General features: G+C 44.6%; 20 protein-coding genes. 14 read left to right on the top strand and 6 right to left on the bottom strand.

The window, feature by feature from the left end; all coding sequences use genetic code 11:
• Window positions 1-5: 5 nt before the first annotated feature.
• Window positions 6-899 (top strand): DMT family transporter, encoded by an 894-nt coding sequence (locus BN6539_RS19560; RefSeq protein WP_067542183.1) that lies wholly within the window; start codon window positions 6-8, stop codon window positions 897-899.
• An 82-nt stretch (window positions 900-981) separates the two neighbouring features.
• Window positions 982-2,199, top strand: coding sequence for a serine/threonine transporter SstT (gene sstT / locus BN6539_RS19555; protein ID WP_067543590.1), 1,218 nt, complete (start codon window positions 982-984; stop codon window positions 2,197-2,199).
• A 50-nt stretch (window positions 2,200-2,249) separates the two neighbouring features.
• On the opposite strand, the gene BN6539_RS19550 is transcribed toward sstT, so the two are convergent.
• The 4 genes from BN6539_RS19550 to BN6539_RS22190 all read right to left on the bottom strand — a co-directional run bounded on the left by BN6539_RS19550 (window position 2,250) and on the right by BN6539_RS22190 (window position 6,660).
• A complete protein-coding gene (locus BN6539_RS19550; RefSeq protein ID WP_067542180.1) occupies window positions 2,250-3,707 on the bottom strand; it encodes a sodium/proline symporter in 1,458 nt (485 codons plus the stop codon).
• 25 nt (window positions 3,708-3,732) lie between these two features.
• Window positions 3,733-4,920, bottom strand: a complete 1,188-nt coding sequence (locus BN6539_RS19545; RefSeq protein ID WP_067542178.1) for a M24 family metallopeptidase — start codon at window positions 4,918-4,920, stop codon at window positions 3,733-3,735.
• A gap of 376 nt (window positions 4,921-5,296) precedes the next feature.
• Window positions 5,297-5,962 (bottom strand): sigma 54-interacting transcriptional regulator, encoded by a 666-nt coding sequence (locus BN6539_RS23140; RefSeq protein WP_082907630.1) that lies wholly within the window; start codon window positions 5,960-5,962, stop codon window positions 5,297-5,299.
• Window positions 5,959-6,660, bottom strand: a complete 702-nt coding sequence (locus BN6539_RS22190) for a sigma 54-interacting transcriptional regulator (protein ID WP_082907629.1) — start codon at window positions 6,658-6,660, stop codon at window positions 5,959-5,961. The genes BN6539_RS23140 and BN6539_RS22190 overlap by 4 nt, the downstream gene beginning before the upstream one ends.
• 704 nt (window positions 6,661-7,364) lie before the next feature.
• Here BN6539_RS22190 and BN6539_RS19535 point away from each other — a divergent pair.
• Together BN6539_RS19535 and BN6539_RS19530 are read left to right on the top strand one after the other, a co-directional pair.
• Window positions 7,365-7,745 carry a VOC family protein gene (locus BN6539_RS19535; protein ID WP_067542175.1) on the top strand — a complete coding sequence of 127 codons (381 nt, stop codon included), beginning with the start codon at window positions 7,365-7,367 and terminating at the stop codon, window positions 7,743-7,745.
• A gap of 7 nt (window positions 7,746-7,752) precedes the next feature.
• Window positions 7,753-8,784 carry an alcohol dehydrogenase gene (locus tag BN6539_RS19530; protein WP_067542173.1) on the top strand — a complete coding sequence of 344 codons (1,032 nt, stop codon included), beginning with the start codon at window positions 7,753-7,755 and terminating at the stop codon, window positions 8,782-8,784.
• Between the two features lie 19 nt (window positions 8,785-8,803).
• Here the strand turns inward: BN6539_RS19530 and BN6539_RS19525 are convergent, their stop codons facing one another.
• A complete protein-coding gene (locus BN6539_RS19525) occupies window positions 8,804-10,156 on the bottom strand; it encodes a sigma-54 interaction domain-containing protein (RefSeq protein WP_276326632.1) in 1,353 nt (450 codons plus the stop codon).
• Window positions 10,157-10,482: 326 nt separating this feature from the next.
• Here BN6539_RS19525 and BN6539_RS19520 point away from each other — a divergent pair, with 326 nt between their 5' ends.
• On the top strand, window positions 10,483-11,889 hold the full coding sequence (locus BN6539_RS19520) for an alanine/glycine:cation symporter family protein (RefSeq protein WP_067542165.1): 1,407 nt from the start codon (window positions 10,483-10,485) through the stop codon (window positions 11,887-11,889).
• A 17-nt stretch (window positions 11,890-11,906) separates the two neighbouring features.
• Window positions 11,907-13,511: an amidohydrolase gene (locus BN6539_RS19515; RefSeq protein ID WP_067542161.1), complete on the top strand. Its 1,605-nt coding sequence runs from the start codon at window positions 11,907-11,909 to the stop codon at window positions 13,509-13,511.
• Between the two features lie 92 nt (window positions 13,512-13,603).
• Here BN6539_RS19515 and BN6539_RS19510 read toward each other — a convergent pair whose 3' ends face one another.
• The gene (locus tag BN6539_RS19510) at window positions 13,604-15,013 is read right to left on the bottom strand and encodes a zinc-binding metallopeptidase family protein (protein ID WP_067542158.1); all 1,410 of its coding nucleotides are present in this window, start codon (window positions 15,011-15,013) and stop codon (window positions 13,604-13,606) included.
• Window positions 15,014-15,171: 158 nt separating this feature from the next.
• Here BN6539_RS19510 and BN6539_RS19505 point away from each other — a divergent pair, with 158 nt between their 5' ends.
• The 8 genes from BN6539_RS19505 (at window position 15,172) to BN6539_RS19470 (ending at window position 24,233) form a co-directional block, all read left to right on the top strand.
• Window positions 15,172-15,711, top strand: coding sequence for a GNAT family N-acetyltransferase (locus BN6539_RS19505; RefSeq protein ID WP_067542155.1), 540 nt, complete (start codon window positions 15,172-15,174; stop codon window positions 15,709-15,711).
• A gap of 182 nt (window positions 15,712-15,893) precedes the next feature.
• Window positions 15,894-18,239 (top strand): anaerobic ribonucleoside triphosphate reductase, encoded by a 2,346-nt coding sequence (locus BN6539_RS19500; RefSeq protein WP_067542151.1) that lies wholly within the window; start codon window positions 15,894-15,896, stop codon window positions 18,237-18,239.
• Entirely contained in the window at window positions 18,236-18,757 is a 522-nt protein-coding gene (nrdG, locus tag BN6539_RS19495) for an anaerobic ribonucleoside-triphosphate reductase activating protein (RefSeq protein ID WP_067542148.1), read from the top strand. The genes BN6539_RS19500 and nrdG overlap by 4 nt, the downstream gene beginning before the upstream one ends.
• A 227-nt stretch (window positions 18,758-18,984) precedes the next feature.
• Window positions 18,985-19,176 (top strand): 50S ribosomal protein L28, encoded by a 192-nt coding sequence (gene rpmB / locus BN6539_RS19490; RefSeq protein WP_067542145.1) that lies wholly within the window; start codon window positions 18,985-18,987, stop codon window positions 19,174-19,176.
• Window positions 19,177-19,615: 439 nt separating this feature from the next.
• Complete coding sequence (allB, locus tag BN6539_RS19485) at window positions 19,616-20,980, top strand: allantoinase AllB (protein WP_067542142.1); 1,365 nt, start codon at window positions 19,616-19,618, stop codon at window positions 20,978-20,980.
• 12 nt (window positions 20,981-20,992) lie between these two features.
• Window positions 20,993-21,640, top strand: a complete 648-nt coding sequence (locus BN6539_RS19480) for an aspartate/glutamate racemase family protein (RefSeq protein WP_148484509.1) — start codon at window positions 20,993-20,995, stop codon at window positions 21,638-21,640.
• Window positions 21,637-22,848 carry a M20 family metallo-hydrolase gene (locus BN6539_RS19475; protein ID WP_067542138.1) on the top strand — a complete coding sequence of 404 codons (1,212 nt, stop codon included), beginning with the start codon at window positions 21,637-21,639 and terminating at the stop codon, window positions 22,846-22,848. The genes BN6539_RS19480 and BN6539_RS19475 overlap by 4 nt, the downstream gene beginning before the upstream one ends.
• Window positions 22,836-24,233, top strand: coding sequence for an amidohydrolase family protein (locus BN6539_RS19470; protein ID WP_067542136.1), 1,398 nt, complete (start codon window positions 22,836-22,838; stop codon window positions 24,231-24,233). The genes BN6539_RS19475 and BN6539_RS19470 overlap by 13 nt, the downstream gene beginning before the upstream one ends.
• Window positions 24,234-24,236: the final 3 nt, after the last annotated feature.

The raw sequence follows: 24,236 nt of genomic DNA, 5'->3' as shown, positions 1-24,236 counted from the left end.
AATGAATGAAAAGTGATGTGAAAAAGGGCACTCTCTGTGCCATCTGCTCAGCTCTGGTCTTCGGACTTACACCAGTTCTTGCCAGCATTACCTTTGATATGGGGAGCAACGCACTGACGCTGACCTTTTATAGGAATACCATGGCAGTGCCCGTTCTGCTGGTCATGCTGCTGGTCCGTAAAATAGATCTGCGGATTAATCGCAGAGAGCTTGTTACCTTGGCCGCTATCAGTGTGGCCTTTAGTGCGCCGACAACATATATTCTGTATGCGGCCTATGACTATATCGGCGTGGGACTTTCCACAACACTGCATTTTTTATACCCCATGTTTACGGTTCTGTTCGCATGGATGCTCTTTAAACAGAAACCAGACAAAGTGAAAATCATCGCACTGATGCTAGCCACCAGCGGCGTCGCTTTGGCTACGGGAAACAGTGACTCCTTCGCTCTGAGTGGAATCATCCTCGCCGTAGCGTCGGCCGTTACTTACGCAGGTTATCTACTGGGAATCGAACAGACCTCTGTACATAAAATGGACTCCATGAAAGCGATGTTCTACATGTGTATATTTTGTGGAATGACAGTCAGCCTTTTCGACCTGCCCAGGGGCAATATCGTATATGCGCTAGAACCGTTGGTACTCCTGTATACGTTCATTTTATCGGTGGCAAATTCTGCATTTGCATATGTACTGCTTATCGTCGGCGTCAAACTGATCGGCGCAGGGAATGCTGCGATATTCAGCATGCTGGAGCCTGTATCTGGTGTGATTGCAGGCGTTATCTTCCTGGGAGAAGGACTGCCTGCATTGAAGCTCATCAGCTGCCTCCTTATTTTAATTGCAGTCGCCATGCCGATTATCAAGGATCGAAATGACAGTTTACATGACGAAACTTGACAGATAATCATTGATTTTAACCTCCAAAAATGGCATAATTAAGTTTGACTGCGAAATTAATATTTGGAGGATAGATATGTTTATTAAAAATTTATTTAAGACATGGAACAAGATCAGTTTGGTCAAACAGATCATTATCGGTCTGCTGATCGGTATTATCCTGGCTTTGACGGTTCCTGAACAGGTATCCGGGATTACGATTCTGGGTGATTTATTTGTAGGCGCCTTGAAGGCAGTGGCTCCTATTCTGGTGTTTTTCTTGGTAATGTCTGCGATTTCCGGACACAAGTCCGGCCAGAAGACCAATATGAAGTCAATTATTATACTCTATCTTGTGGGCACCTTTGCTGCAGGATGTGTAGCAGTAATTGCCAGCTTTATTTTCAAGATAAATCTGACGCTGGTGGAAAGTGCCAGTGATATCACTCCGCCTAGCGGAATTACTGAAGTTTTGAAGACTCTGGTATTCAATGTTGTCGCCAACCCGGTAGACGCGCTTCTCAATGCCAATTATATCGGCATTTTGACCTGGGCGCTGCTCTTGGGTGTTGCTCTGAGATTTGCATCTGATTCGACAAAGAGCATGCTTTCTGATGTAGCGGAAGCTGTTTCCCAGGTGGTAAGGTGGGTCATCAAATTTGCGCCTTTAGGTGTTATGGGTCTGGTGTTTAACGCCATTGCCACCAACGGCATTGAAACCTTGTTCAGCTATGGCAAGCTGATCTTCCTGCTGGTCGGTGCGATGTTCTTTGACGCGCTGGTCGTGAATCCGATCATCGTCTACATCAAAACGAGACAAAACCCTTATCCGTTGGTGTTCAAATGTCTTAAAGACAGCGGTATTACAGCTTTCTTTACCAGAAGCTCTGCTGCCAATATTCCTGTCAACATGAAGCTTTGTGAGGAACTGAAGCTGGACAAGGACACCTATTCTATTTCAATCCCATTGGGTGCTACCATCAACATGGGCGGTGCATCCATTACCATTGCAATTTTGACCTTAGCGGCAACCCATACACTGGGACAGACTGTTGACTTCGGTACTGCGGTAATCCTCTGTGTTTTAGCGGCTGTCAGCGCTTGCGGCGCGTCCGGCGTTGCTGGCGGATCGCTGCTTCTGATTCCGCTGGCCTGCTCTCTGTTTGGTATTCCTAACGACATCGCGATGCAGGTCGTTGGCGTCGGTTTTATCGTAGGTGTCATTCAGGACTCCTGTGAAACAGCGCTGAACTCCTCTACAGACGTACTGTTTACAGCGGCTGCAGATATCGCCAACAAGAAAAAACTAGCGAAGCAATAAATGAACATAAAAACCTGTCTGGCAAAAGCTGGACAGGTTTTTTGCTGGGTCTATTCCTTGTTATTTTTTTTGCAGTGATTTCGAGTAGCTTCTTTATTCGGAATCAGCCTGCTCACGAGGATGCCAGCGAACAAAGCGATGAAGAACGCACCGAACTTCACGTCTACGGCCGTCAAAAATGAAATTTTTCCCCATATCAGTGTCAGGCCAGAGCCGGCAATCAGCGCGGCAATCATACCGCTGCCGGAAGCTTTTCGATCGAGCATAGTTAGCAGGACCACCGGTCCTAAAGACGAACCCATACCTGACCATGCGAAGCTGACCATGTTCATTACTAACTCCCCGGAGTTTAATGCAAAGAGGAAGGTAGCGACACCGACTGAGGCCAACAATAATTTGGAGAAAATAAGCGCTTTTTTCTCATTCATATTTACATTGAAGACTTTCTGGACGATGTCCACGGAAATGGCGCCAGTCACCGCTAATATCTGGTCTGCACAAGTTGACATGATGGCGGCGATTACACCGCAATGGACTAAAACAGAAAGTCCCCTTGGAAGCAGATCATTTACCATGGTGGGGAATAGGGTTTCAGGATCGTCGAAGGTACCTGCTCCGTATAGGCAAAGACCTGTGATGCCGATGGAAAAAACGCCGCCGTACCAGAGGAAACCTGTTACCAGACCTGCGACTCTGCCGGATTTGATATCTTCTTCTTTCTTAATGGCCATGATTTTTCTTGTGATGGTATCCATACCGAAATTCCCCCAAATATAGGAGGACTGGTTAAATACCAGCAGAAATGCACTTCCTGTAGTCAGTCCGCCAAAAAGAGCCATGTAGTCAGGGCCTGATGCAGACAGGTTTTCTAGGAATCCGCCGTTTTGAAATACCTGCACCCAGGCGATGATTGGAAGTACGATCAGGGCGAAACACATGATGACTGCTTGAATTAAATCGTTGTAGATGATGGACCCCAGGCCGCCGAGGGCCGCATAGGCCGTGATGATGACGGCTACGACAATCATGGTCGGAACGACATCATAACCGAAGAGGCTGTTGACCGTTTTGCCTGCCCCGACCAGATTGGATGCTGCATAGATGATATAGAATACTGCAATAATCAAAGCGCAGAGCAGACGGATTATTTTTTCATGGGAACCCCATCTGGCCGCAATGAAAGAGGTCAGAGTCAGCTGAGGGTTTAAATCATTTTCCTTTTTAAATGCTTTTGCAAACCAGAACCAGTAGATAATCAGGGAAAGATATAATCCGAAAAATAACCACAGTCCCGAAATCCCCATGGTGTAGACAGCACCAGTTCCGCCCAGCATCATCCACGAGGAACTGGTCGTGGCTCTTTCTGAGATTGCAATGGCCCAGCCGGGGATTCTGTCTCTGGTTACGTAGAAGTCGCGGTTGTTTCTGTTCCTTTTGTTAAAATATATGCCGATGCAGGCAAGCAGGATGATATATACAAGCACGATGATTAATACGCCTTTACTCATTGATTTCACTCCTTTCTATCCGATGCTAATCTCTCCAGTAAATGTCATCGCTGTGTCTGGTAAAACGGTCAATTCCGTTTTCTGTTACGAGGAAGGTATCCTCAAAATTGTAGGAATTATTGTAACTGCTATAGTATGGAATTTCTAAATTCATAACCATTCCAGGTTCCAGGCAGCTGGTATCGTGTCGGCTTATGGTAGGGTGCTCTTCCCACCAAACATAGCATCCAACCGAATGACCGAAGTGGCCCCGATGGTATTCCGGGATTACGGTTTTCACATTTTCCTCAGCCGCTTTGAAGATATCGCAGAAGCGGACACCTGGCCCTAACATCGTAAAGACTTTTTCAAAGGTATTGTGAAGAATGTGCCAGATTTTGAGCCGCTCATCAGAGATTTTTTTGCCTACGAAATAGGTGCGTGATATATCTGAGGAATAGGCGTTAGAATTGATACCTCCATCCAAGCGGACCGTATCTCCTTCTTTCAGTTTGTAGCACGTGTGAGGCAGGTAAATAGGGGAGAACTGTTCACCGACCACATTACACTGTCTCGTAGAGCAAAATCCTTTTCCTTCGTTGACAAGGCCTTGATTCATCAGGAGCAAAATGTCCTGCTCGTCCATCCCTATTTCGGTATGTTTGGCGACATAACTCATGGCCCGCTGAGAGCCCTGGGCATTTTTCCGCAGCACTTCGATTTCCCAGGCCGTTTTAAATTTCGTGGCCTCCTTGAGCAACTGCGTACAATCCTGCGGCACATCACTGCCGAATTGGTCCTGCAGAAAGAGCATCCTGTCATAGGGGAACATAGGCCTTTCGATACCGATTTTTTTTACATTGCCGATTTTATCCTTGATAAACTCCGCAGCCATGTGAAAGGCCTTGTCCGTATTTGGCTGAGAGTCTTTGATCCGTCCCTCTGCATCGAAGTCCGCGATGTATACGAAAATAGGATAACCTAAGATGTCGATTTCCGGACTGTCAATTTTGGCTGCATTCCCTTCAAACTCGGACATGACTACCGCCGCATTGCCAAACCTTGGAACAATTCCAATTACATTACCGATTGGAATGTTCAGATACATGAACGCGCTGGTTACGCCGGTTGCATAACGTATAGACTCCGGCCTGGTGAGCAGCAGAGCGTCAAAACCTTCCTCTGCCATCAGACCCTGCAGCTTTTCTTGTATCTCTCTTTGATTTCTTTCCATGATTCCTCCTCATCTTTAAAATACTGAAGCATTGTTTTAAGGAGATAAATAGCAAAATTAGTGCCAACTTCTCAGACTGAGAATTTCAACATTTGATATACACATGAAACAAAAAGTGCAAACTTAGGTTTGCACTTTTTGTCAATCAGAGTTTACATGTTTTTATAACATAGGAAATATCGTCCGAAAGAGGAATTTCCGTATGTTTCATTGTTCGCTCCGCTCACTCCTCCAGCCGCTAACGCGACTTTCGCTGTCCGTTTCGCCAGGCCAGCCAAAGCTGGGGCGAAAAGGCAAAGAACGCACCTTGCGAAGAGTCGCCCCTAGTAGGCGACATGTGGAAATAGGAATCTTTGATTCCGTCATTTCCATGTTTTTATAAATTGAATTTCTTTATTTTTTTATAGAGCATCGTGCGTGAAATGCCTAAAGCAGCTGCGGCGGCAGTTTTTGTCTTATGTTTTAGCAGCGCACGGCTGACTAAATCCTTTTCTATCAATTCAAGACTGCCGAGCCCCATTTCTTTTGTTTCGTCAGCGCCTGTCTTCAGAGAGAAATACTGATTAAAGTGACTCCATTTCATCGGTTCTCCGTAGGACATGTTGATTGCCCACTCGATTACATTCTGCAATTCCCGCACATTACCTGGCCACTGATAATCCAGGTTCATCAGCTTGTCTTTGATTTCTTGAGGAATTTCATCGACTGGAATGCCGATTTCTCCGTCTAGTTTCTTTGATATGTCGTCGATGAGAAGGGGGATATCCTCGCGCCTTTCTCTTAATGGGGGAACATGAATCGGTACTACATTGAGACGATAATATAAGTCAGCTCGAAATTGGTTGTTTTTTACCATTTCATGGAGGGGTATATTCGTCGCGGCGATAAATCTCACATCAATATTGATATTTTTTGTACCGCCGATTCGCTCAAATTCCCGTTCCTGCATTACTCTCAATAGCTTTGGCTGCAGGTCATAGGATAGTTGATTAATCTCATCAAGAAAGATACTTCCTTTGTCGGCTTGTTCAAATTTGCCTATTTTCCTCTTTTATCTGCACTGGTAAAAGCGCCGCCTTCATATCCAAAGAATTCTGATTCCATTAACTCATGGGGAATGTTTGCACAATTTACCTTGATAAAGCTTTTGTTTCTGCGAGAGCTAAGGGCGTGAATGGAATGGGCTACTAACTCTTTTCCGCTGCCTGTTTCACCAAAAATTAAAACGGTTGAATTGGATTTTGATGCGCGTCTGATTTCCTCCTGCAGCCTTTTGATGGCGGCGGAGGCACCGATGATGTTGTCGATATGATATTTTGCACCGCTCAACTTAGACAGCTCTTGTTTATAAAAGTTTAATTCCCCAATCAGCTTGTCTACATCGTTTTCGTTCTCACCGGTGATGATTGCGATAATGGCGCCAGCGATGATTTTTCCAGACAAATCGTGAATGGGATTATAGATAGAAAAAGCCCGCTTTTCCTTTCCTCCGCAAGTGGTGATGGTGGAATATCCGGATATGGTCCGGTCTTCTTTTAAGGCTTGTCCGATTTTGGTATCTTTGATAATCTCGTTTACGAAACGGCCATGAATGTTGTCATCTTCAAAGTCGATACCCATAGTCTGGGTCCAAGCCCGGTTGGCATATAGATAACGGCCTATTTCGTCAGTGATGACAAAGCAGCACATGTCATTAAAGACATTGAAAATAATATTCGAATCTAAATTTTTATGATCCATATGATCACCATCCCCGCTATTGTCTTATTTTTACTCAGTATAGCACACCTGCAAGTAAATGGCTGTTTTTTAATTCATAAAAAATTGTGTTCTTACAATTTCTATGAATTAAAAAGCGGGGTGTGCAGAGGGGAATCTCTTCGCCGCCCTAAAGAGGGTTCCGCCTGCAAAGCAGGCGCCGAAGGGAACCCTAGGTTCCCTATCGGAGTGCCTTCTAATTTTTTAAATCGATTCCATTTCATCACGGCAAACGCATGAAAGTAAAAGAGTGCGCCTTCATTTTTCCAAAATACTGGGCATGATGGCATAAAATGCTGCTTAAGCCTACATTCCCGCCTTCATTTTTAATTTTTTTAAGTTTACTTGCGCAGCTCCCTTTGCAAACGCTAGATTCCAATACATAAATTTACATATCATGAAATATTTTGTAAATTCGATGAAAGGTAGCCAGATAAAAAGAGGAATACTCTTGATATAGCGGCATTTTTTACCACCTTTGCGCAAGTAGGACACCAGAATTCAAAATTGAAGGCGGATTGGTTTACAATAATCGAAAAATGTGCCAGTAACAAGCAAAAAAATGAAAATGAAGGCGAAAAATGTTATCATGCGTTTGCTGCGGCTGCATTCTATCAAGCGCTATTGAAAACGCAATCGATTTATAGTAGACTGATAAGAACATAGAGAAAAGAGGAGCAAATACAATGGTAAAAGCAAAATATATCACCATGATAGTAAATAACACGAAAGAATCTGTCGATTACTATTGCAATATTTTAGGGTTCCAGGTGGACAGCGTTTATCATCCGCCGGGAAACACGGAGATTACTTTGATGCGGGGTCCGTCAGAAACCATGATTGAACTGATTCAGTCAAGCCAATTTCCGACGGGTCTGTATTCCATCGGAATGGACGTTGACAACCTGGAGGAAACGATCAAGGAGATTGAAGAAAAAGGTGGGAAAATTCTGATGCCGCCGGCTGCGACCCTAGTAGGCAGAATGACCTTTACGGAAGATCCCAACGGCGTCAGAATTGCTTTGATCGAACACAATATGGATTACGCTTTAAAGAAAGAAGGATGAGGTCATCATGCTTGCATATACGTACATAGAAAAAGGAAGATTTGAGCTGTTGGAAAAAGCAAAGCCGGAGCTGCTTGACGACAGGGACGCTATTGTCAAAGTGACGCTCTCCAGCATCTGCAGCAGCGATTTACATATCAAACACGGTTCCGTGCCGAGAGCGGTACCTGGAGTCACGGTAGGACACGAAATGGTTGGTGTCGTAGAATCTGTCGGCAGCAGTGTTTCAAAGGTGAAACCGGGAGATCGTGTGACCGTAAATGTAGAGACCTTTTGTGGAGCGTGTTTTTTCTGCAAGAGAGGATTTGTCAACAACTGCACCGATCCCGATGGTGGCTGGGCGCTGGGCTGCCGCATAGACGGCGGGCAGGCTGAATATGTTCGTGTTCCCTATGCCGATCAGGGACTGAACAAAATTCCGGAAACCGTCACCGATGAGCAGGCCCTTTTTGTCGGAGACGTTCTTGCTACCGGTTTTTGGGCAACACGAATCTCTGAAATCAAAACGGAAGATACCGTGCTGATTCTAGGAGGCGGGCCGACGGGGATCTGTACTTTGTTGTGTGTGATGCTGAAACAACCGAAGAGAATCATTCTCTGCGAAAAGGACCAAACCAGGCGTGCATTCGTTAATGAACACTATCCCCAGGTTCTGACTGTGGCGCCAGAAGGTTTACAGAAGTGCGTCGAAGAAAACACGGACTACGGCGGCGCCGATGTGGTGCTTGAAGTTGCAGGGGCGGAAAAGACGTTCCGTATGGCGTGGGAAAACGCAAGGCCTAATGCAATTGTAACTGTAGTTGCAATGTACGAGGTATCACAAGTGCTCCCATTGCCAGAGATGTACGGAAAAAATCTCACTTTCAAAACCGGCGGTGTGGATGGCTGCGATTGTGATGAAACCCTTGCTTTGATTGCAGACGGCAAAATTGATACGACGCCTTTGATTACGCATACTTATCCTCTTGCCGAAATCGAAGCTGCTTATGAACGCTTTGAAAGCAGGCAGGGCGATGTGATGAAAATTGTAATCAAATAAGAGCTGGAACACCAACTGTTTATTTTGGAAGCACGATGTTGTGCTTCTTTAATTTATAACTGAGACTTTGCCTTGATATGCCTAGATTTGATGCCAGTTCATTGAGCGAGCTTGCCAGACTTACTTCATTTTCAATACATCGCTTCTCATAAGAATCCACCATTTGCGTCAGGGTTTGGCCAGTACGCACTAATGGAATTTGAATATTGCTGCCCGGTGAACCGCCAAAGGAGATTGGGCTTTGGCTGCATGGCATCAGTGGCGGCAAGTGGTCATAAGTGATATAATCCTCTGTTTCGAAGTTAAAGGCGGCTTCAATAGCGTTGCGCAGTTCTCTCACATTTCCAGGCCAGTCGTAAGAACGTAAACTCAGTGCGACTTTATCAGTGACCCCTTTTATGGATTTTCCCATCTCTTTGTTATAATGATCGATATAATAGTTCACAAGGACGGGAATATCATCAGGGCGTTCCTTTAATGGCGGAACCCGCAGGAGAACCGTTCCAATTCGATAGTACAGATCACTACGCATACGTCCCTGTCTGACACAATTCAGAGGATCTTCATTCATTGCTGAAATAATTCTCACATCCACGGGAATCGCTTTGTTAGACCCTAACCTTGTAACTTTTTTTTCTTCGATAACCTTGAGTATTTTCGCCTGCATACTCATATCCATAGAGTTGATTTCGTCTAGGAAAATCGTTCCTCCATTGGCGATTTCAAATATGCCGGCTTTATCTTCTGCTCCAGTAAAACTGCCTTTGACCGTACCAAACAGAAGTCCTTCCAAAAGGCTTAGGGGAATTGCCGAGCAGTTCTGTGAAAGAAAAATTGAATTGCGCCGTTCACCCCCTGAATGGATGGATTGGGCAACTAACTCTTTTCCTGTACCTGTTTCACCATAAATTAGCACAGAGGAGTTCGTCTTTGTGACAGAAGCAATCTGGTTTTTCAATTGCCGAATCAATAGTGAGTCACCGATGATATCTTCCAGACAATAGAAAGGTTTTTGGAAATCATTTGGAGATTTGACAGAAAGCTCTCGCTTAAACGAAACTGCGTATTTGGCGAAACTTACTGCTCCAACAATTTTACCTCTGATTTTAATTGGTATGGTGTGTTCAAAAAAGACACAAGTTTCTCCGTTAAAGGCAGTCTGTATGGTTTCTTTGCCCAGAGTAGGGAGGCCTTTTAATGCATTGAGTATAGTGCTTTCTTCTGGCTTTCGGTCTGGATACAGCTCAAGAATATGTTTCCCTATGGCATCGTGGACATCAAAAAGCATGATATCAGATGTATAAGCTTTCATGTATCGGATAATTCCCTTATGATCCGTGATTAAGATTCCATCAGAAAATGCTTCCCGAATTGCAGTATTTTCTATGTATTCGTTAAATTCTTTACTGAAAATATCTATGATAACACCTCCTTATTGTACTAATAATTATACACCCATACTCGTGAAAAGAAAAATTTTTTTCTCTAACTCAGGCAAATTATTTTTCCAGGCAAATTATTTTGCCTGTTTCGGGTGAAAATGAAGCCGACCTGAGAACTCTTAATATACTGAAAATTCGAAGAAGTGATTGAAAACTCTTCACCATGCGAAATAATGGCATAGTTGTTGCTATTATGTATCTTGTAAATGAAGATTGATCAATCAAATGCAATTATTCGTCACATAGGAGGTAACATATGAGTAATTTTCTTACCAACGTAGCCGATATCGGAAGTTGGATCTGGGCATACCCATTATTAATTCTAATCGTCATATGCGGCATCGTCTATTCTGTAAGACTCGGATTTTTACAGTTCAGACACTTTCCCTATATCATGAAGCAGACCTTTGGCAGCATTTTTAAAAAATCGGAAGGCGAAGGCACCGTATCGCCATTTCAGGCAGCCGCCACAGCGCTTGCCTGCACCGTCGGTGCATCTAATATTGTCGGTGTTCCTATTGCCATTGCCTTTGGCGGACCGGGCGCAGTATTCTGGATGTGGATGTGTGCGTTTATTGGTATGATTGTAAAATTTGGTGAAATCGTTCTAGGTATAAAATACAGAGAGAAAAACGAAGACGGCGTCTATGTCAGCGGACCGATGTACTATATGTCAAAAGGTTTTCCGAACAAAAAAGCTGGTAAGATTATGGCATGGATGATGTCCTTTACCATGATGCTCTTCGTTCCCTTTACCATTTCGGCACAATCCGTATCTGCAGTGCAATCCGCTGGAACAATTGGCATTAATCCAATCGTAACAGGTGCGATCCTGACCGTACTAATCGGTATTATTACCTTTGGCGGAATCAAGAGAATTGCCAGCGTAACTGACAAGATGGTACCTATCATGGTTATCCTTTACTTAATCGGCGCATTGATTGTCATCGGCATTAACGGAACCGAAATTCCGGGCGCTTTTGCAAGCATCTTTAGATCTGCGTTTACCGGGCATGCTGCTCTAGGTGGTTTTGCGGGAGCCGGCGTGTCTGCAGCCATTCGCTGGGGTTTTGCCAGAGGCGCTTATTCGACAGACTTAGGAATGGGATCTGCTGCAATGGGTCATGCTGCTGCGACAACAGACCATCCTGTCCGTCAAGGTTTTTGGGGCGTATTTGAAGTCGTCGTTTCAGGACTGATGATCTGTACCATGTCAGGATTGACTGTTTTATGCACCGGCGTATGGAATGACGCACCGGCAGAGCAGGCTGCCGCAATGCCTACAATGGCATTCCAGAGTGTTTTCGGAAATGAAACCGGCGGTATTATCGTATCTGTAGCGATGTTGTTCTTTGTCGTATCAACTATGATCGTACAGGTTTATTACGGTGAGAGACAATGTGAATTTTTCTTAGGAACAAAGATTGCCAAAATAGGCAAATTAATTTTCGTTCTGTCCGTATTCCTAGGCGCGGTGCTGAATCTTTCCACCATATTTGCATTCCTGGATCTGATTTTAGGAATCGCATTATTCCCACATCTCATCGCCCTTATCGTCATGAGCGGTCAGGTGGTTGAACTAAAAAATGAATTCTTTACAGACCCGAGATATTATCTTCGTGATGTGGGTGAAAAAGCCAGCAGAAAAGGAAGAGCGAGCTGATTTAGAAAGGAAAAGAAATGAAAAACTATGATCAGGTATATGTAAATGGAAAATTCTTTACTTCCGATGAAAAAAAACTCTATGCGGACGCTATGGCCGTTAAGGACGGCCTGATCGCATGGATCGGTGAAGCCGCTGAACTGGATACGACTGACGAAGAAGTGGTCGATCTGCAGGGCAAACGGGTTTTGCCCGGCATCATCGACAGTCACATGCATCCCGTCATGCTAGCTGCAAATCAGAGACAGATCGTCTGCCTACCACCATACATCAATTCGATTGAAGAACTGATCGAAGCGATAAAAAAGGCGAGGGCAGCACAGGGACCCAAAACCTGGATCTTTGGCTGGGGTTATGATGAAGGAAAGCTGAAAGAAGGAAAAACTCCCAGTCGATATGACTTGGACGCAGGAGCAGACGATGTACCGGTTTGCATCCTGAGATCTTGTGGTCACATGAGATGTATTAACAGTAAAGCCCTTGAAATGGCTGGCATCAACAGAGACACGCCAGATCCAGAAGGCGGGGAGATTATGAAGGATGACCAGGGGGAGCCTACAGGTGTGCTGAGAGAAAACGCGCGATTCCTTTTGTCGGATATTCTGCCAAAAGACAGTGAGGATGCCGTGATTGATAATCTGGTCATGCTTTCTGAACATCTCCTCTCACAAGGCATTACAGCGGTAGGAGATATGGGTAACCTGGATGATACAGATTATTATTATGTATATCAGAAAGCACGGGAAAGAGGCTTTCTGCAAAGAGTCAGTGTATTCTACATGTGGGAATCTTTTAAGAATATATCAGATTTTCAATTCAAGCCGGAGCAGTTGGACAGGAAGGCGCCCGTCAAGGTCTCAGGTCTCAAGATTATCGCTGATGGTGGAATTTCAGGACGTACGGCGTGGTGTAACCGTCCATACCTGGGAGGGGATGGAAGAGAGCAAGGAATTCCCACCTGTACGGAGGACCATATCCGAAGTGCTATAAGGTTTTGTAAAAAATACAATACGCAGCTGGCTGTTCATGCTATGGGGCAAAGTGCGATCGATAGGGCAGTCAATGTCATCTCAGAAGTTGAAGACTGGCTGGACAGTGATCTGCCTCACGCACGGATCGAGCATGCCTCTATGCCGACTGAAAAAGCACTGACTAAGGCGGCCGCTGCAGACATCGCCTTTGTAACACAGCCGGTATTCCTTTATGCAGAAATTGAACGTTATATGGAAAATATGGGACCGGAGTGGCTACAAAGTACTTTCCCGGTTCAAGATATCATGACTGCAGGAATCCGTCTGGCATTTTCTACTGACGCACCAGCTACACCTCTTGCCGACGCATCTAATCCGTTTGTCTGCATGCAGTCGGCAGTAACCAGAAAGGCTCACGACGGTACAGACTGCGGGCAGTATCACAAGGTAGATATTGAAACCGCCATAAGACTATATACCGCCGAAGGCCAGTATGTAATGGGATTTGCTGACAATGGCATGCTGAAGCAGGGTTTTGCGGCCGACTTTATCGTTTTAGACAGGGACATCTTATCTGTTCCTGAGGACACCATCGGGCAGGTTCAAGTAGAAGCAACTTATATTGACGGTCATTGTGTGTATAAAAAATGAGTGCAAATGCACTCATATCGCCCGAAAAGGGCGACGCTTCGCAAGGATAAAAAACAACCCATCGACTGATCTTAGCCGATGGGTTTATCTTTTTAGTCATTAACTTCTGTATGTGTCTGATTCATCATAAAAGTGATGATGGTGCCCGTATATCTTTCCATGCGTTCTTCATTGACCGTGACATTGATGATACTAGCTTTTTTGTTTAGCTCATATACATAGCTTGCATTGGTAGCAGGCACGCAATCCTTAAATTCTATATCGGCATCGGCATAATCGCTGAAAGCGGCGGACACTTCTTTGGCAAAGGCAGATTCCATATCGCTTGCAAATCCAGGCTGCTCGTCATATTTCTTGTATTTTACACCGGACAAGCCGCAGATGGTCTTATAGGTGTTGTCAATCTCTGACATGTTGGACTTGGATAGGCTGTTGCCGACGGCAGAAATAGTGTAAACGCCATCCTTGCTGTGAATAGATCCGATACTTGTGATAGAAATCAGATTGTCGTCGTCATCCTTGTAATACACGCCGTCCAGGAGGGTATACAAGAGACTGACAAATTCGTTCTGGTATTCTTCTGTCACGACATTTTCCGGCACTTTCACTTCAGTAAAGGTGTAAGTTACATCGGGATAATCATCCAGATAATCGTCGTTAAAATTCTCGATTGCCGTTTCCATTCTCGACTCAAATTTGTCGATATCATCCTCATCAATGACGATTGTCATCGACGCTGATTTTGGATAGAGATTTCCACTGCTTCCGCCCGTAATATCCGCCAGTTCATAAATCAGCGCGTTGGTCTTAAAATATGCTAACAAATCTCCCAATTCTTTGATGGGATTAGGGTAAGATGAAATCTTAGAGTCGGGAATGCCGCCAGGCAGACCGCTGATTTTAACCTGATAGGCTTTTTCGCCTCTTGGAGTGGTATATGCTACATTGTTGCTAAAGGTATAAGAAGATCTGGCGCCTGTGTTTGTGGACCACATATTCTTCTGACCTCCGTTGAGACAAAATACGTTGGAATTGTCTTTAAAATACTTGTTGTCCAAAGACTTGATGCCGGCATAATCATGTCCAGATTCACTGGTAAAAATGACGTCTAACTTTCCTGTAGACTCGTTATTCTTCGCAATATATAAAGCCATTGCCATCGGTTCTATGCCGTTTGCAAACTGTTTTGCATCATATGAACAGATGATCACTGTTGGATCAGCTTCTCTGTATTCCTTGCTTGCATTGACGCTCATGATGACATTATCATGGTCGTCGACAGTGTACTTAATTCCCTTTGATTTTGCCCAATTTGAAAGATAATCTCTAATAGCTTCTGTAGAAGTAAGGGTACTGGCCGAATCTTCAAGGTCGGTCTGGTATGCGACGACTTTCTCCTCTATCTTTGACGATAGATCTTCTTCCTCTTCACTGCATGCAGAGAGAAGGAACATAGAGCCTATCATGGTAAATAGCAAAGCTATCGTTGTCAACTTCTTCATTGCCCAATCTCCTTTTATTGTAATTTTTTTGTAAAATTCATAAATAATCATTTATTTTGTATGAAAAATCATATATAATGATAACATAATCGTGAAGAAATTAGTAGCGTTTTTATGAAACTTCACATAATCTTAAGATTTGAACGGGAGATAACGAGATGGAATCAAAAAATTTAATTGTGAGAGAAACTGTATTTGACGACTGCAAATACTTTGCTGAATGGGAGACATGGCCTCAGGTTACAGAGTTCTTTACAATGGATGAAGAGAGATCCTACGAACAGGTGGTTACTGAGTTCGTAAGGAATAACCTCGACCCGTCCAAGCTGCAGTTTACTATTACCCTCAAGCCACAGGACAAGCCCATCGGCAAGATTTTTTTGTCAAGGATCAACAGAACAGATGATTCCCTGGATATTACCAGGATATACATCGCAGATGTGAACCAAAGGGGAAAGGGTTATGGCGAAGAAGCGCTTCGTCTAGTTTTAGAGTTCGCGTTTATCAATCTCCACATGGAAAGAGTCACGATAGATCATTTTGAGAAGAACAAACCCGCTGCAGCATTATACGAGAAGATTGGATTCCAGACGGAAGGCCTGATGCGTAATGCCGGAAAGAAAAACGGAAAATATATCAATCTTCAGCTGAAATCCATGCTGAGGGCAGAATATTATGACAAAATTCATACAAAATAATTAATAATATTTTACGAATCCGCAAACCTATGCAATCACTAAAGCTGGCTGATTATAAGCCAGCTTTTTCGATGAAAACGATTAGATTCAATATTGACCAAAGCTTGTAAAGATAGTATAATTTGTTTGGATAATTTGGAAAAAGTACTATATATTGTGTGTTACGAAGGAGAAGAGACTAAATGGAACGTATCATGAAGATTATTAAAAGAGACGGAAGGACTGTGGAATTTGATGTAGATAAGATTGCGCAGGCTATATTTAAAGCAGCTCAGGTACTGGGGGGAAAAGACCATGAGATGTCAGAATATCTAGCAAAACAGGTAGAACTGTATCTGCTGGAAGTATGCCACAATTCCTATCCTACTGTTGAACAAGTTCAGGATGCTGTTGAGAAGATTTTGATCGAAAGCGGCCACGCCAGAACTGCAAAAGAATATATTCTGTACAGAGCAGAGCGCACCAGAGTGAGGGATATGAATACCAAACTGATGCGCATTTATGAGGATCTTACATTTAAAGAAGCGAAGGATAACGATGTAAAACGAGAGAACGCCAACATTGACGGCAACACCGCTATGGGAACCATGCTCAAATACGGCTCCGAAGGCGCTAAGGAATTTTATAAGATGTATGTCATCAATCCAAAGTATGCGAAAGCTCATGAGAATGGAGATATTCACATTCACGATATGGATTTCTACACCCTGACTATGACATGCTGTCAGATTGACCTTTTGGAGCTGCTAAAGAACGGATTTTCTACGGGCCATGGACATCTGAGAGAGCCAAATGATATTGAAAGTTATGCTGCACTTGCCTGCATTGCCATTCAGTCAGACCAAAACGATCAGCACGGAGGTCAGTCGGTACCAAATTTTGATTTCAGTATGGCTCCGGGCGTTAGAAAGTCCTATAAAAAGTTATATTGGACCAATCTGGGCAAAATGCTGGAATGCATGTACGATGTAGAAGACGGCATTGAACAGGCAAAGAAGATTGGAGCCTACATAGAAGAAAAAGAAAACATCTACCCTTGCATGGCATGGGATCATAACTATAAAGAACTAGAACTTAGCCATTTGGAGAAATTTGCCTCACCTGAAGAGGCGAAGAAATTGCAGGAAATGGCTACGAAATTCGCAGATAAGGAAATCAGACGAAAAACATATCAGGCGATGGAAGCTTTGATTCACAACTTAAACACCATGCATTCCAGAGCCGGCGCGCAGGTTCCGTTCAGCTCTCTGAACTACGGTACTGACACTTCCCAGGAAGGCAGACTGGTGATGAAATGCATCATGGAAGCGACAGAAGCGGGGCTGGGAAACGGAGAAACACCAATTTTCCCGATTCAGATTTTCAAGGTAAAAGAAGGTGTCAGCTATAATCCGCAGGATCCGAATTATGACTTGTTCAAGTTGGCTTGCAAGGTGTCAGCGAAGAGACTATTCCCGAACTTTTCATTCCTAGATGCGCCGTTTAACCTGCAGTATTACAGACCAGGACAGCCTGAAACGGAATGTGCCTATATGGGATGCAGAACCAGAGTCATCGGCAACGTTCATGACCCTGCTAGAGAAATCGTCTATGGCAGAGGAAATTTATCCTTTACATCCATCAATTTGCCGAGACTTGCCATCAAAGCGAAAGGCGACGTGGATATTTTCTTCGATGGACTCGATCATGTCATCGATATCGCTATCGCACAGCTCAATGAAAGATTCAGAATCCAGTGCATGAAGAAAGTAAAGAACTTCCCATTCCTTATGGGACAGGGGATCTGGATTGATTCCGAAAAGCTGACCCCAGAGGATACCATAGAAGAAGTCCTAAAGCACGGCACTCTGACTATCGGATTTATCGGACTTGCAGAATGCCTGAAAGCTTTGATTGGCAAGCATCATGGAGAATCAGAGGAGGCAGAGAAGCTGGGTCTGGAAATCGTAGCGTATATGAGAAAACGGATGGACGAGGAAGCGAGAAAGACGGGACTCAACTGGTCGCTGATCGGTACGCCGGCGGAAGGCCTTTCAGGTAGATTTATAAGGATTGACCAGGAGAAATACGGTGTGATTCCCGGCGTGACCGACAGAGACTACTATACAAACAGTTTCCACGTTCCGGTCTATTACGATATCAACGCCTTTGATAAGATTAGGAAGGAAGCGCCGTTCCACGAGATGACCAACGGCGGACATATTTCTTATGTAGAACTTGACGGCGATCCGTTAAAGAATTTGGACGCTTTCGAAAAAGTCGTCAGATGTATGAAGGAGAGCGGCGTCGGCTATGGGTCCATCAACCACCCCGTAGACAGAGATCCTGTCTGCGGTTATACTGGAATTATTGACAACCAGTGCCCAGCCTGTGGCAGAAGAGAGGGCGACGGTAATGAAGATTTCGAGAGAATCAGACGAATCACCGGCTATCTGGTAGGTACGATGGATCATTGGAATGATGCCAAGACCAGCGAAGAAAAAGACAGAGTAAAGCACGGAATCGGGGAAGGATTTGAGAGGCTATGATAGACCGAGAGGAAAGTATCCGCATTGCCGGAGTTGTGCGGGAATCCATTGTGGACGGACCGGGAATTCGATTCGTGATCTTCTGTCAAGGCTGTCCACATCACTGTCAGGGCTGTCACAACAAAGTGACCCACGATTTTGACGGAGGCTATATTTGCGAGACAGATAAGATTTTACAGGCCATCGACGACAATCCTCTGCTCGACGGCGTGACTTTCAGCGGGGGAGAACCCGCCTGCCAGCCCAGGGGGTTTTTGACTTTGGCGAAAGCGATAAAGAAAAGAAATCTGCATATCATGATGTATTCCGGGTATACTTTTGAGGAGCTCCAGGCAATGACGGAAGATAACGAGGCTTTGGGTGAGCTTTTAGATTACGTAGATCTTTTGGTCGATGGAAGGTATGAATCCATTGAAAGAGACCTGACATTATCCTTCCGAGGCAGCCGAAATCAGAGAGTAATTGATATGAAAGAAGCCTGGAAGCGCGGAGAGGCGGCTCTTGCAGAAAATTTCTAACCAAATTATGCAAAAATAACTTGTAAAAGCGATCTATTCTATGATATAATAAACGCTGTGATTAAAACGGCGTTGCCGAAAGGATACGCTTGTTGAGTCATGTGCAAGGATGCGACATTCAAAGGCACATGATGAGTATCGTTCATTCGACTGAACGAGTTATGAATATGTTAAATAAATTTTGAAAAAATGCTACATGCTTAATGATATTAAAGGAGGTGCGGTAGATGTCAAGAAAATGTGAGATTTGCGGAAAAGGACAGGTTTCCGGAAACAATGTATCCCATTCAAACAGACACACTAGAAGAAAGTGGAATGCAAACATTCAGACTGTAAGAATTAACGACAATGGTACAGTAAGAAGAGCTAACGTATGCACAAGATGCATCAGATCCAACAAGATTAACCGTGCCATCTAATTATTTTGGTAACAAGACCCGCTGCTATGGCGGGTTTTTTGTTTGTCAAAAAATGAGTACTACTCTTAGTAGTGATGCGGCAAACTGATGCTGCATAGATCTAGGATACCGCCCAGTAGCAGGAACCAAACCATGAGAGATTGGAAGAGAGCTGCCTTTTGTGGAGGCTTTTTTAATATTTATGACGTTCTGTAAAGTAGCACAAAAACCGATATAAAATGAAGCAAACTGTGACTGCAGACAGGAGACAGAGGCGCAGAATAAAGGAAGAAAAGAGAAACCTTTCTGGGATTGGAAAAGTCCGTTACCGAGGAACGTACATTTGGAGAATAGCAGGGGAAGCATGAACAGGTTAAAATCTGACATAACCAGGTTAAGAAGTTGCATTGTGAGAAAATTTCGAAGGATTATAATGATAATCAAGAAGGAGGTAAGCCACATGAATTGCAGCTTATTAATAAAAAATGGCAGGGTAGTGACAGAAGAGGGCACTTTATCTGCAGACGTATTTATAGAAGAGGGAAAGATCGTACATATTGGAAAAAGCGGTGAGGAAGATAAGGCTGAAAAGGTAATAGATGTCAAAGGACAATTTGTGCTGCCGGGTTTTATAGACCCTCACGTGCATTTTAACGATCCGGGGCTGACGAACAGCGAAGACTTTTATACCGGGACCAGTGCAGCGGCAGCAGGAGGTGTTACAACCGTGCTGGAACATCCGCTGACCTTCCCGCTTCCTGATAACTTGAAAGCGTTTAATGAAAAAAAGGAAATTGCAGAAAGTAAGGCGGTTGTCGACTTCGGGCTGTTCGGTGCATGTTCGGAAAAAAATCAAGGCGAAATGAAGCAGATGATGGAAAGCGGGGCTTCTGCTTTTAAGACATTTCTGACTTACTCACCGGAAATTCCAAAGCTGGACGACGGACAGATTACTGAAAGGATGGCGTTTCTGGCGGACAAGGACGTTATTCTTGCAATTCATTGCGAAAACAACGATATCGTAAACTATTACACCAACGAAATGCGCTGCCTGGGCAGGACAAAACCAGAAGATTATCCTGACGGAAGGCCGGAGATTTCAGAAATCGAAGCGGTTTCAAGAATGACCCTCTTTGCACAGGAGACAGGATGCAAGGTAAATATAGCCCACTGCACTCTGCAAGCCGCAGTGAACATTGTGGATGATAGAAGAAGAAATGGTGCCGATGTCTCTGTAGAAACCTGTCCGCAGTATCTGCTGCTGAACAGAACCATGCTGCCTGAATTAGGCGTGTTTGGCATCTGTAATCCGCCCCTTCGCAGGGAGGAAGAGGTCAGCAAGTTATGGGACTGCATTTTTGATGGGAAGATTGACTGGATCTGCAGCGACCATGCAACCTACACCGTTGAAGAAAAGATGGAAGGAAGAGAAGACATCTTTAAAACGCCTGCCGGTGTGACCAGTGTAGAGCTTTGCTGCCAGCTCTTCTTTAGTGAAGGCGTGATGAAGCGGGGCTTATCCATAGAAGCTTTTGCAGACCTGACCAGTACCAATGCTGCCAAACGATACAACCTGTATCCGCAAAAAGGACATATTGCGGTAGGCGCAGATGCGGATATTGCAATTCTGAATCCGGAAGAAATCTGGACGGTAGATGACAAGAGTCTGAAGCAGATGATGAAGTGGAGTCCCTACAATGGGATGGAAGTCCGGGGAAAAATCACGAAGACCATTGTAAATGGAATAGAGGCTTATGACGGAAAAGAAGTTATTGCAGAAAAAGGCAGCGGACGGTTCATTGCACCGGTACGAAAGGTAAAGTAAATGAGAATTCTTTTGATTAATCCAAATTCATCAGACCTTGTGACCAAAACCCTGGAGGAGGCAGTCAAGCCGTTACAGTATGAGCATCTTCAGATTGATGTGATCTGCTGTAAGAATACGCCGCAGGCGATTGTAACGGCATTTGATGAATTAATGGCAGGGGTGGCTTCCATACAGCTACTGCAGGAAAAAGAAGATGCCTACGATGGAGCGATTATCGGCTGCTTTGCAGATCCTGGACTTCGCGGTGCAAGGGAATTGGTTCACATTCCCGTAGCAGGGCTTTTCGAGAGCAGTACGATCTTTGCTAAATTACAAGGACGAAGATATTCTGTTTTGGCATCAGGAGATGAAAGTGATATTTCGCCGTGGATTGGCAGTATCCGGGACTTAGGCGACAGAGAAAATGCCGCATCTGTCAGATATATAAATTCTACTGTTGAAAGAGCGGTTTCTGCCAAAGAGGAGGACATCCTTTGCGGTATCGAAGCCTGCAGAAAAGAAGACGGGGCAGATGCTGTCATTCTGGGATGCGCAGCTTTTGCCGGAAGAGGAAAAGAATTGTCTGCAAAAGCGGGAATTCCTGTTATCGACGGCATTGAAGAGGCGGTCAGGATGGTAGAAATGATGGTCCATTACCGAAAGGAGGCAGTACAGTGACAGAAGAACTGAAATGGATAGAAGATGCCATTGATGAACTGGGACAGACAGCGATTAAGGAAGACAATACCTACTGGAGAGCCACCTATACAGAAGAAGACAGAAAAGGAACCGCCCTTTTGAAAAGGTGGATGGAGGAAGCAGGCTTTTGTACTTACTTCGACCAGGTCGGCAATCTGTTTGGCAAAATAGAAGGCAATGCTAAAGACGTTGTTTTAACCGGCTCACATCGGGATACGGTCAGAAATGGGGGCAGGTATGACGGCGCACTGGGAATCATTACAGCCATTGCAGCCGGTAAGGCTTTGTATCAGAAAAAAGGCAGGCCGGAACAGACTTTAGAAGTTGTAGCGCTCTGTGAAGAAGAAGCCAGCCGATTCCTGACCGGATATACAGGCAGCCGGGCGATTACAGGAACATTGAGAGAGGACGACCTGTCAGAGAAAGACGAACGGGGGATTTCTTTAAAAGAAGCATTAGAAGCAGAAGGATATTTTGACGGAACCCTTCCTAAGGCCAGGTCCGATATCAAGCAATTTCTGGAGCTTCATATTGAACAGGGCGGTGTCCTTGAAAAGACAGGAAAGCAGGCAGGTATCGTCACTGCTATTGTTGGAATCTTTGCGGGAGATATCTATTTCCACGGAGAGCAGAATCATGCAGGAACTACGCCTATGCATATGCGAAAAGATCCGGTTCCTGCAGCAGCTGATTTTATCTCAGCGCTGAACAGGTGGGCACTGACAAAAGGAACTGACCTGACCTGTACCATCGGCAACATCACGATAGAGCCGGGTAAAAGCAATGTCATACCGGCCCGGCTGAAGCTGACCTTTGATATCCGTTCCGGCAGTCAAAGGCTGCAGGAAGAAGCCCGGGCGAAAATCGAAGCGCTTCTGCAGCAATTCCAAGGATATACCCCGAAAGTGGTGTATGCATGTCAGGATCCGCCGGCTTCCATGGATAGGGAGAATGTGTCTGCTTTGGGAAGACTGGCGAAAGACCAAAAAATCGCAGTGATGACCATGATCAGCGGAGCAGGTCATGATGCCCAGATCATTGCAGAAAAAATCAGAACAAATATGATTTTTGTACCCAGTGAAAAAGGAATCAGCCATTCACCCCTGGAGTTTACCAGTATCAGGAAGATTGAGCCGGGCTATAGGCTGATGAAGGCTTTTCTGGAGCAGGCTGCATGGAAAAAATAGAGAGGAGCAGAAAGATGGAAGACAGATATTTATTTCTGAAAGGCTGTAAAGTCGTCACTGTCAACAGTGGTGATGATATCATCGACGGTGGTGTGGTCGTAACCAAAAATGACCGAATTGATTTTGTAGGAACGGAAGAAGAAGCCAGCAGAAAGTATGAGGATATCCCCTATGAGCTGATGGAATATGAGAACGGGATGATTCTTCCCGGACTGGTAACTTCCCATACACATCTGTTTCAAAGCCTGATGAAAGGTATCGGATGCACATTAAACCTGGATGACTGGGTGACGAAGGTCATTTATCCCATGAGCATGGTGATGAATTTTGATGACTGTTACAATGCAGGAAGACTGAACATTTCAGAGATGATTCGCACAGGCACGACTTGTTTTGCAGATAGTCATTATATCGTACAGAAGGATGAGAATTTCGACGGCATGGCAGCAGCGGCAAAAGAAACCGGCATCCGCGCAGTCCTCTGCCGGGCGACACAGAATATGAAGTACCATCCGGATGTACCTGCAGAAGCCATTGAGGATACGGAAACTGCTTTAGCAAAAACGGAAAGCTGTATCAAAAAATACCATCTGACAGAAACCGGGCGGATCAGAGTAGGAGTAGAGCCAATCACCCCTATTGATTGTAACGCTGAGACCATCAAAGGACTTTTCGCTTTGGCAGAAAAATATGATACCTTGTTCCAGTGTCATGCCGCAGAAAGCATTGGAGAGCTTACTATTGTAAAAAATGCTCATAAAATGGGCATCATGGAATACATGCATTCTCTAGGCGTCCTCTCTCCGAGAACGATGATGATCCATAGTATCTGGATCAGCGCCAAAGAACAGCAGCAGCTGGCTGATACAAAGACCAATGTTTCACATCAGCCCCTTGCAAACATGATCCTCGGTGATGGAATTGCACCGATACCGGAGCTTCTCAGCAGAGGGGTCAATGTAGGCATTGGTGTTGACGGTGCGGCCAGCAACAACAACCAGGACATGGTGGAGAGCCTGAAAGCGACAGCCCTTCTTCACAGGGTGCATACGTTGGACGCAGGTGTGCTTTCTGCATACGATGTCTTAAAGATGGGAACCATGGGCAGCGCAAAATGTCTTGGCTTAGATCAGGAAATCGGCTCTTTGGAGGTTGGAAAGAAAGCGGACATCGTTGTAGTAGATACAGGGTCTTTGCATCTCACTCCAGCTATAGATCCAATTACGAACATGATCTTTTCCGGTAACGGCAGAGATGTGGATACCACTATAGTAGATGGAAAAGTGCTGCTAAAAGGAAAACGCTTTACTTCCCTTGACGAGCAGGAGGTTGTGGAAAGAGCGAGGAAAAGTGCAGAAAAAATGTATACCAATGTGGTACTTTAATTA

The sequence above is a fragment of the Emergencia timonensis genome, assembly GCF_900086585.1.
GTDB lineage: Bacteria > Bacillota > Clostridia > Peptostreptococcales > Anaerovoracaceae > Senimuribacter > Senimuribacter timonensis.
Note: the sequence above shows the minus strand (reverse complement) of the source record. Positions and strands in the feature narration are given on the sequence as shown.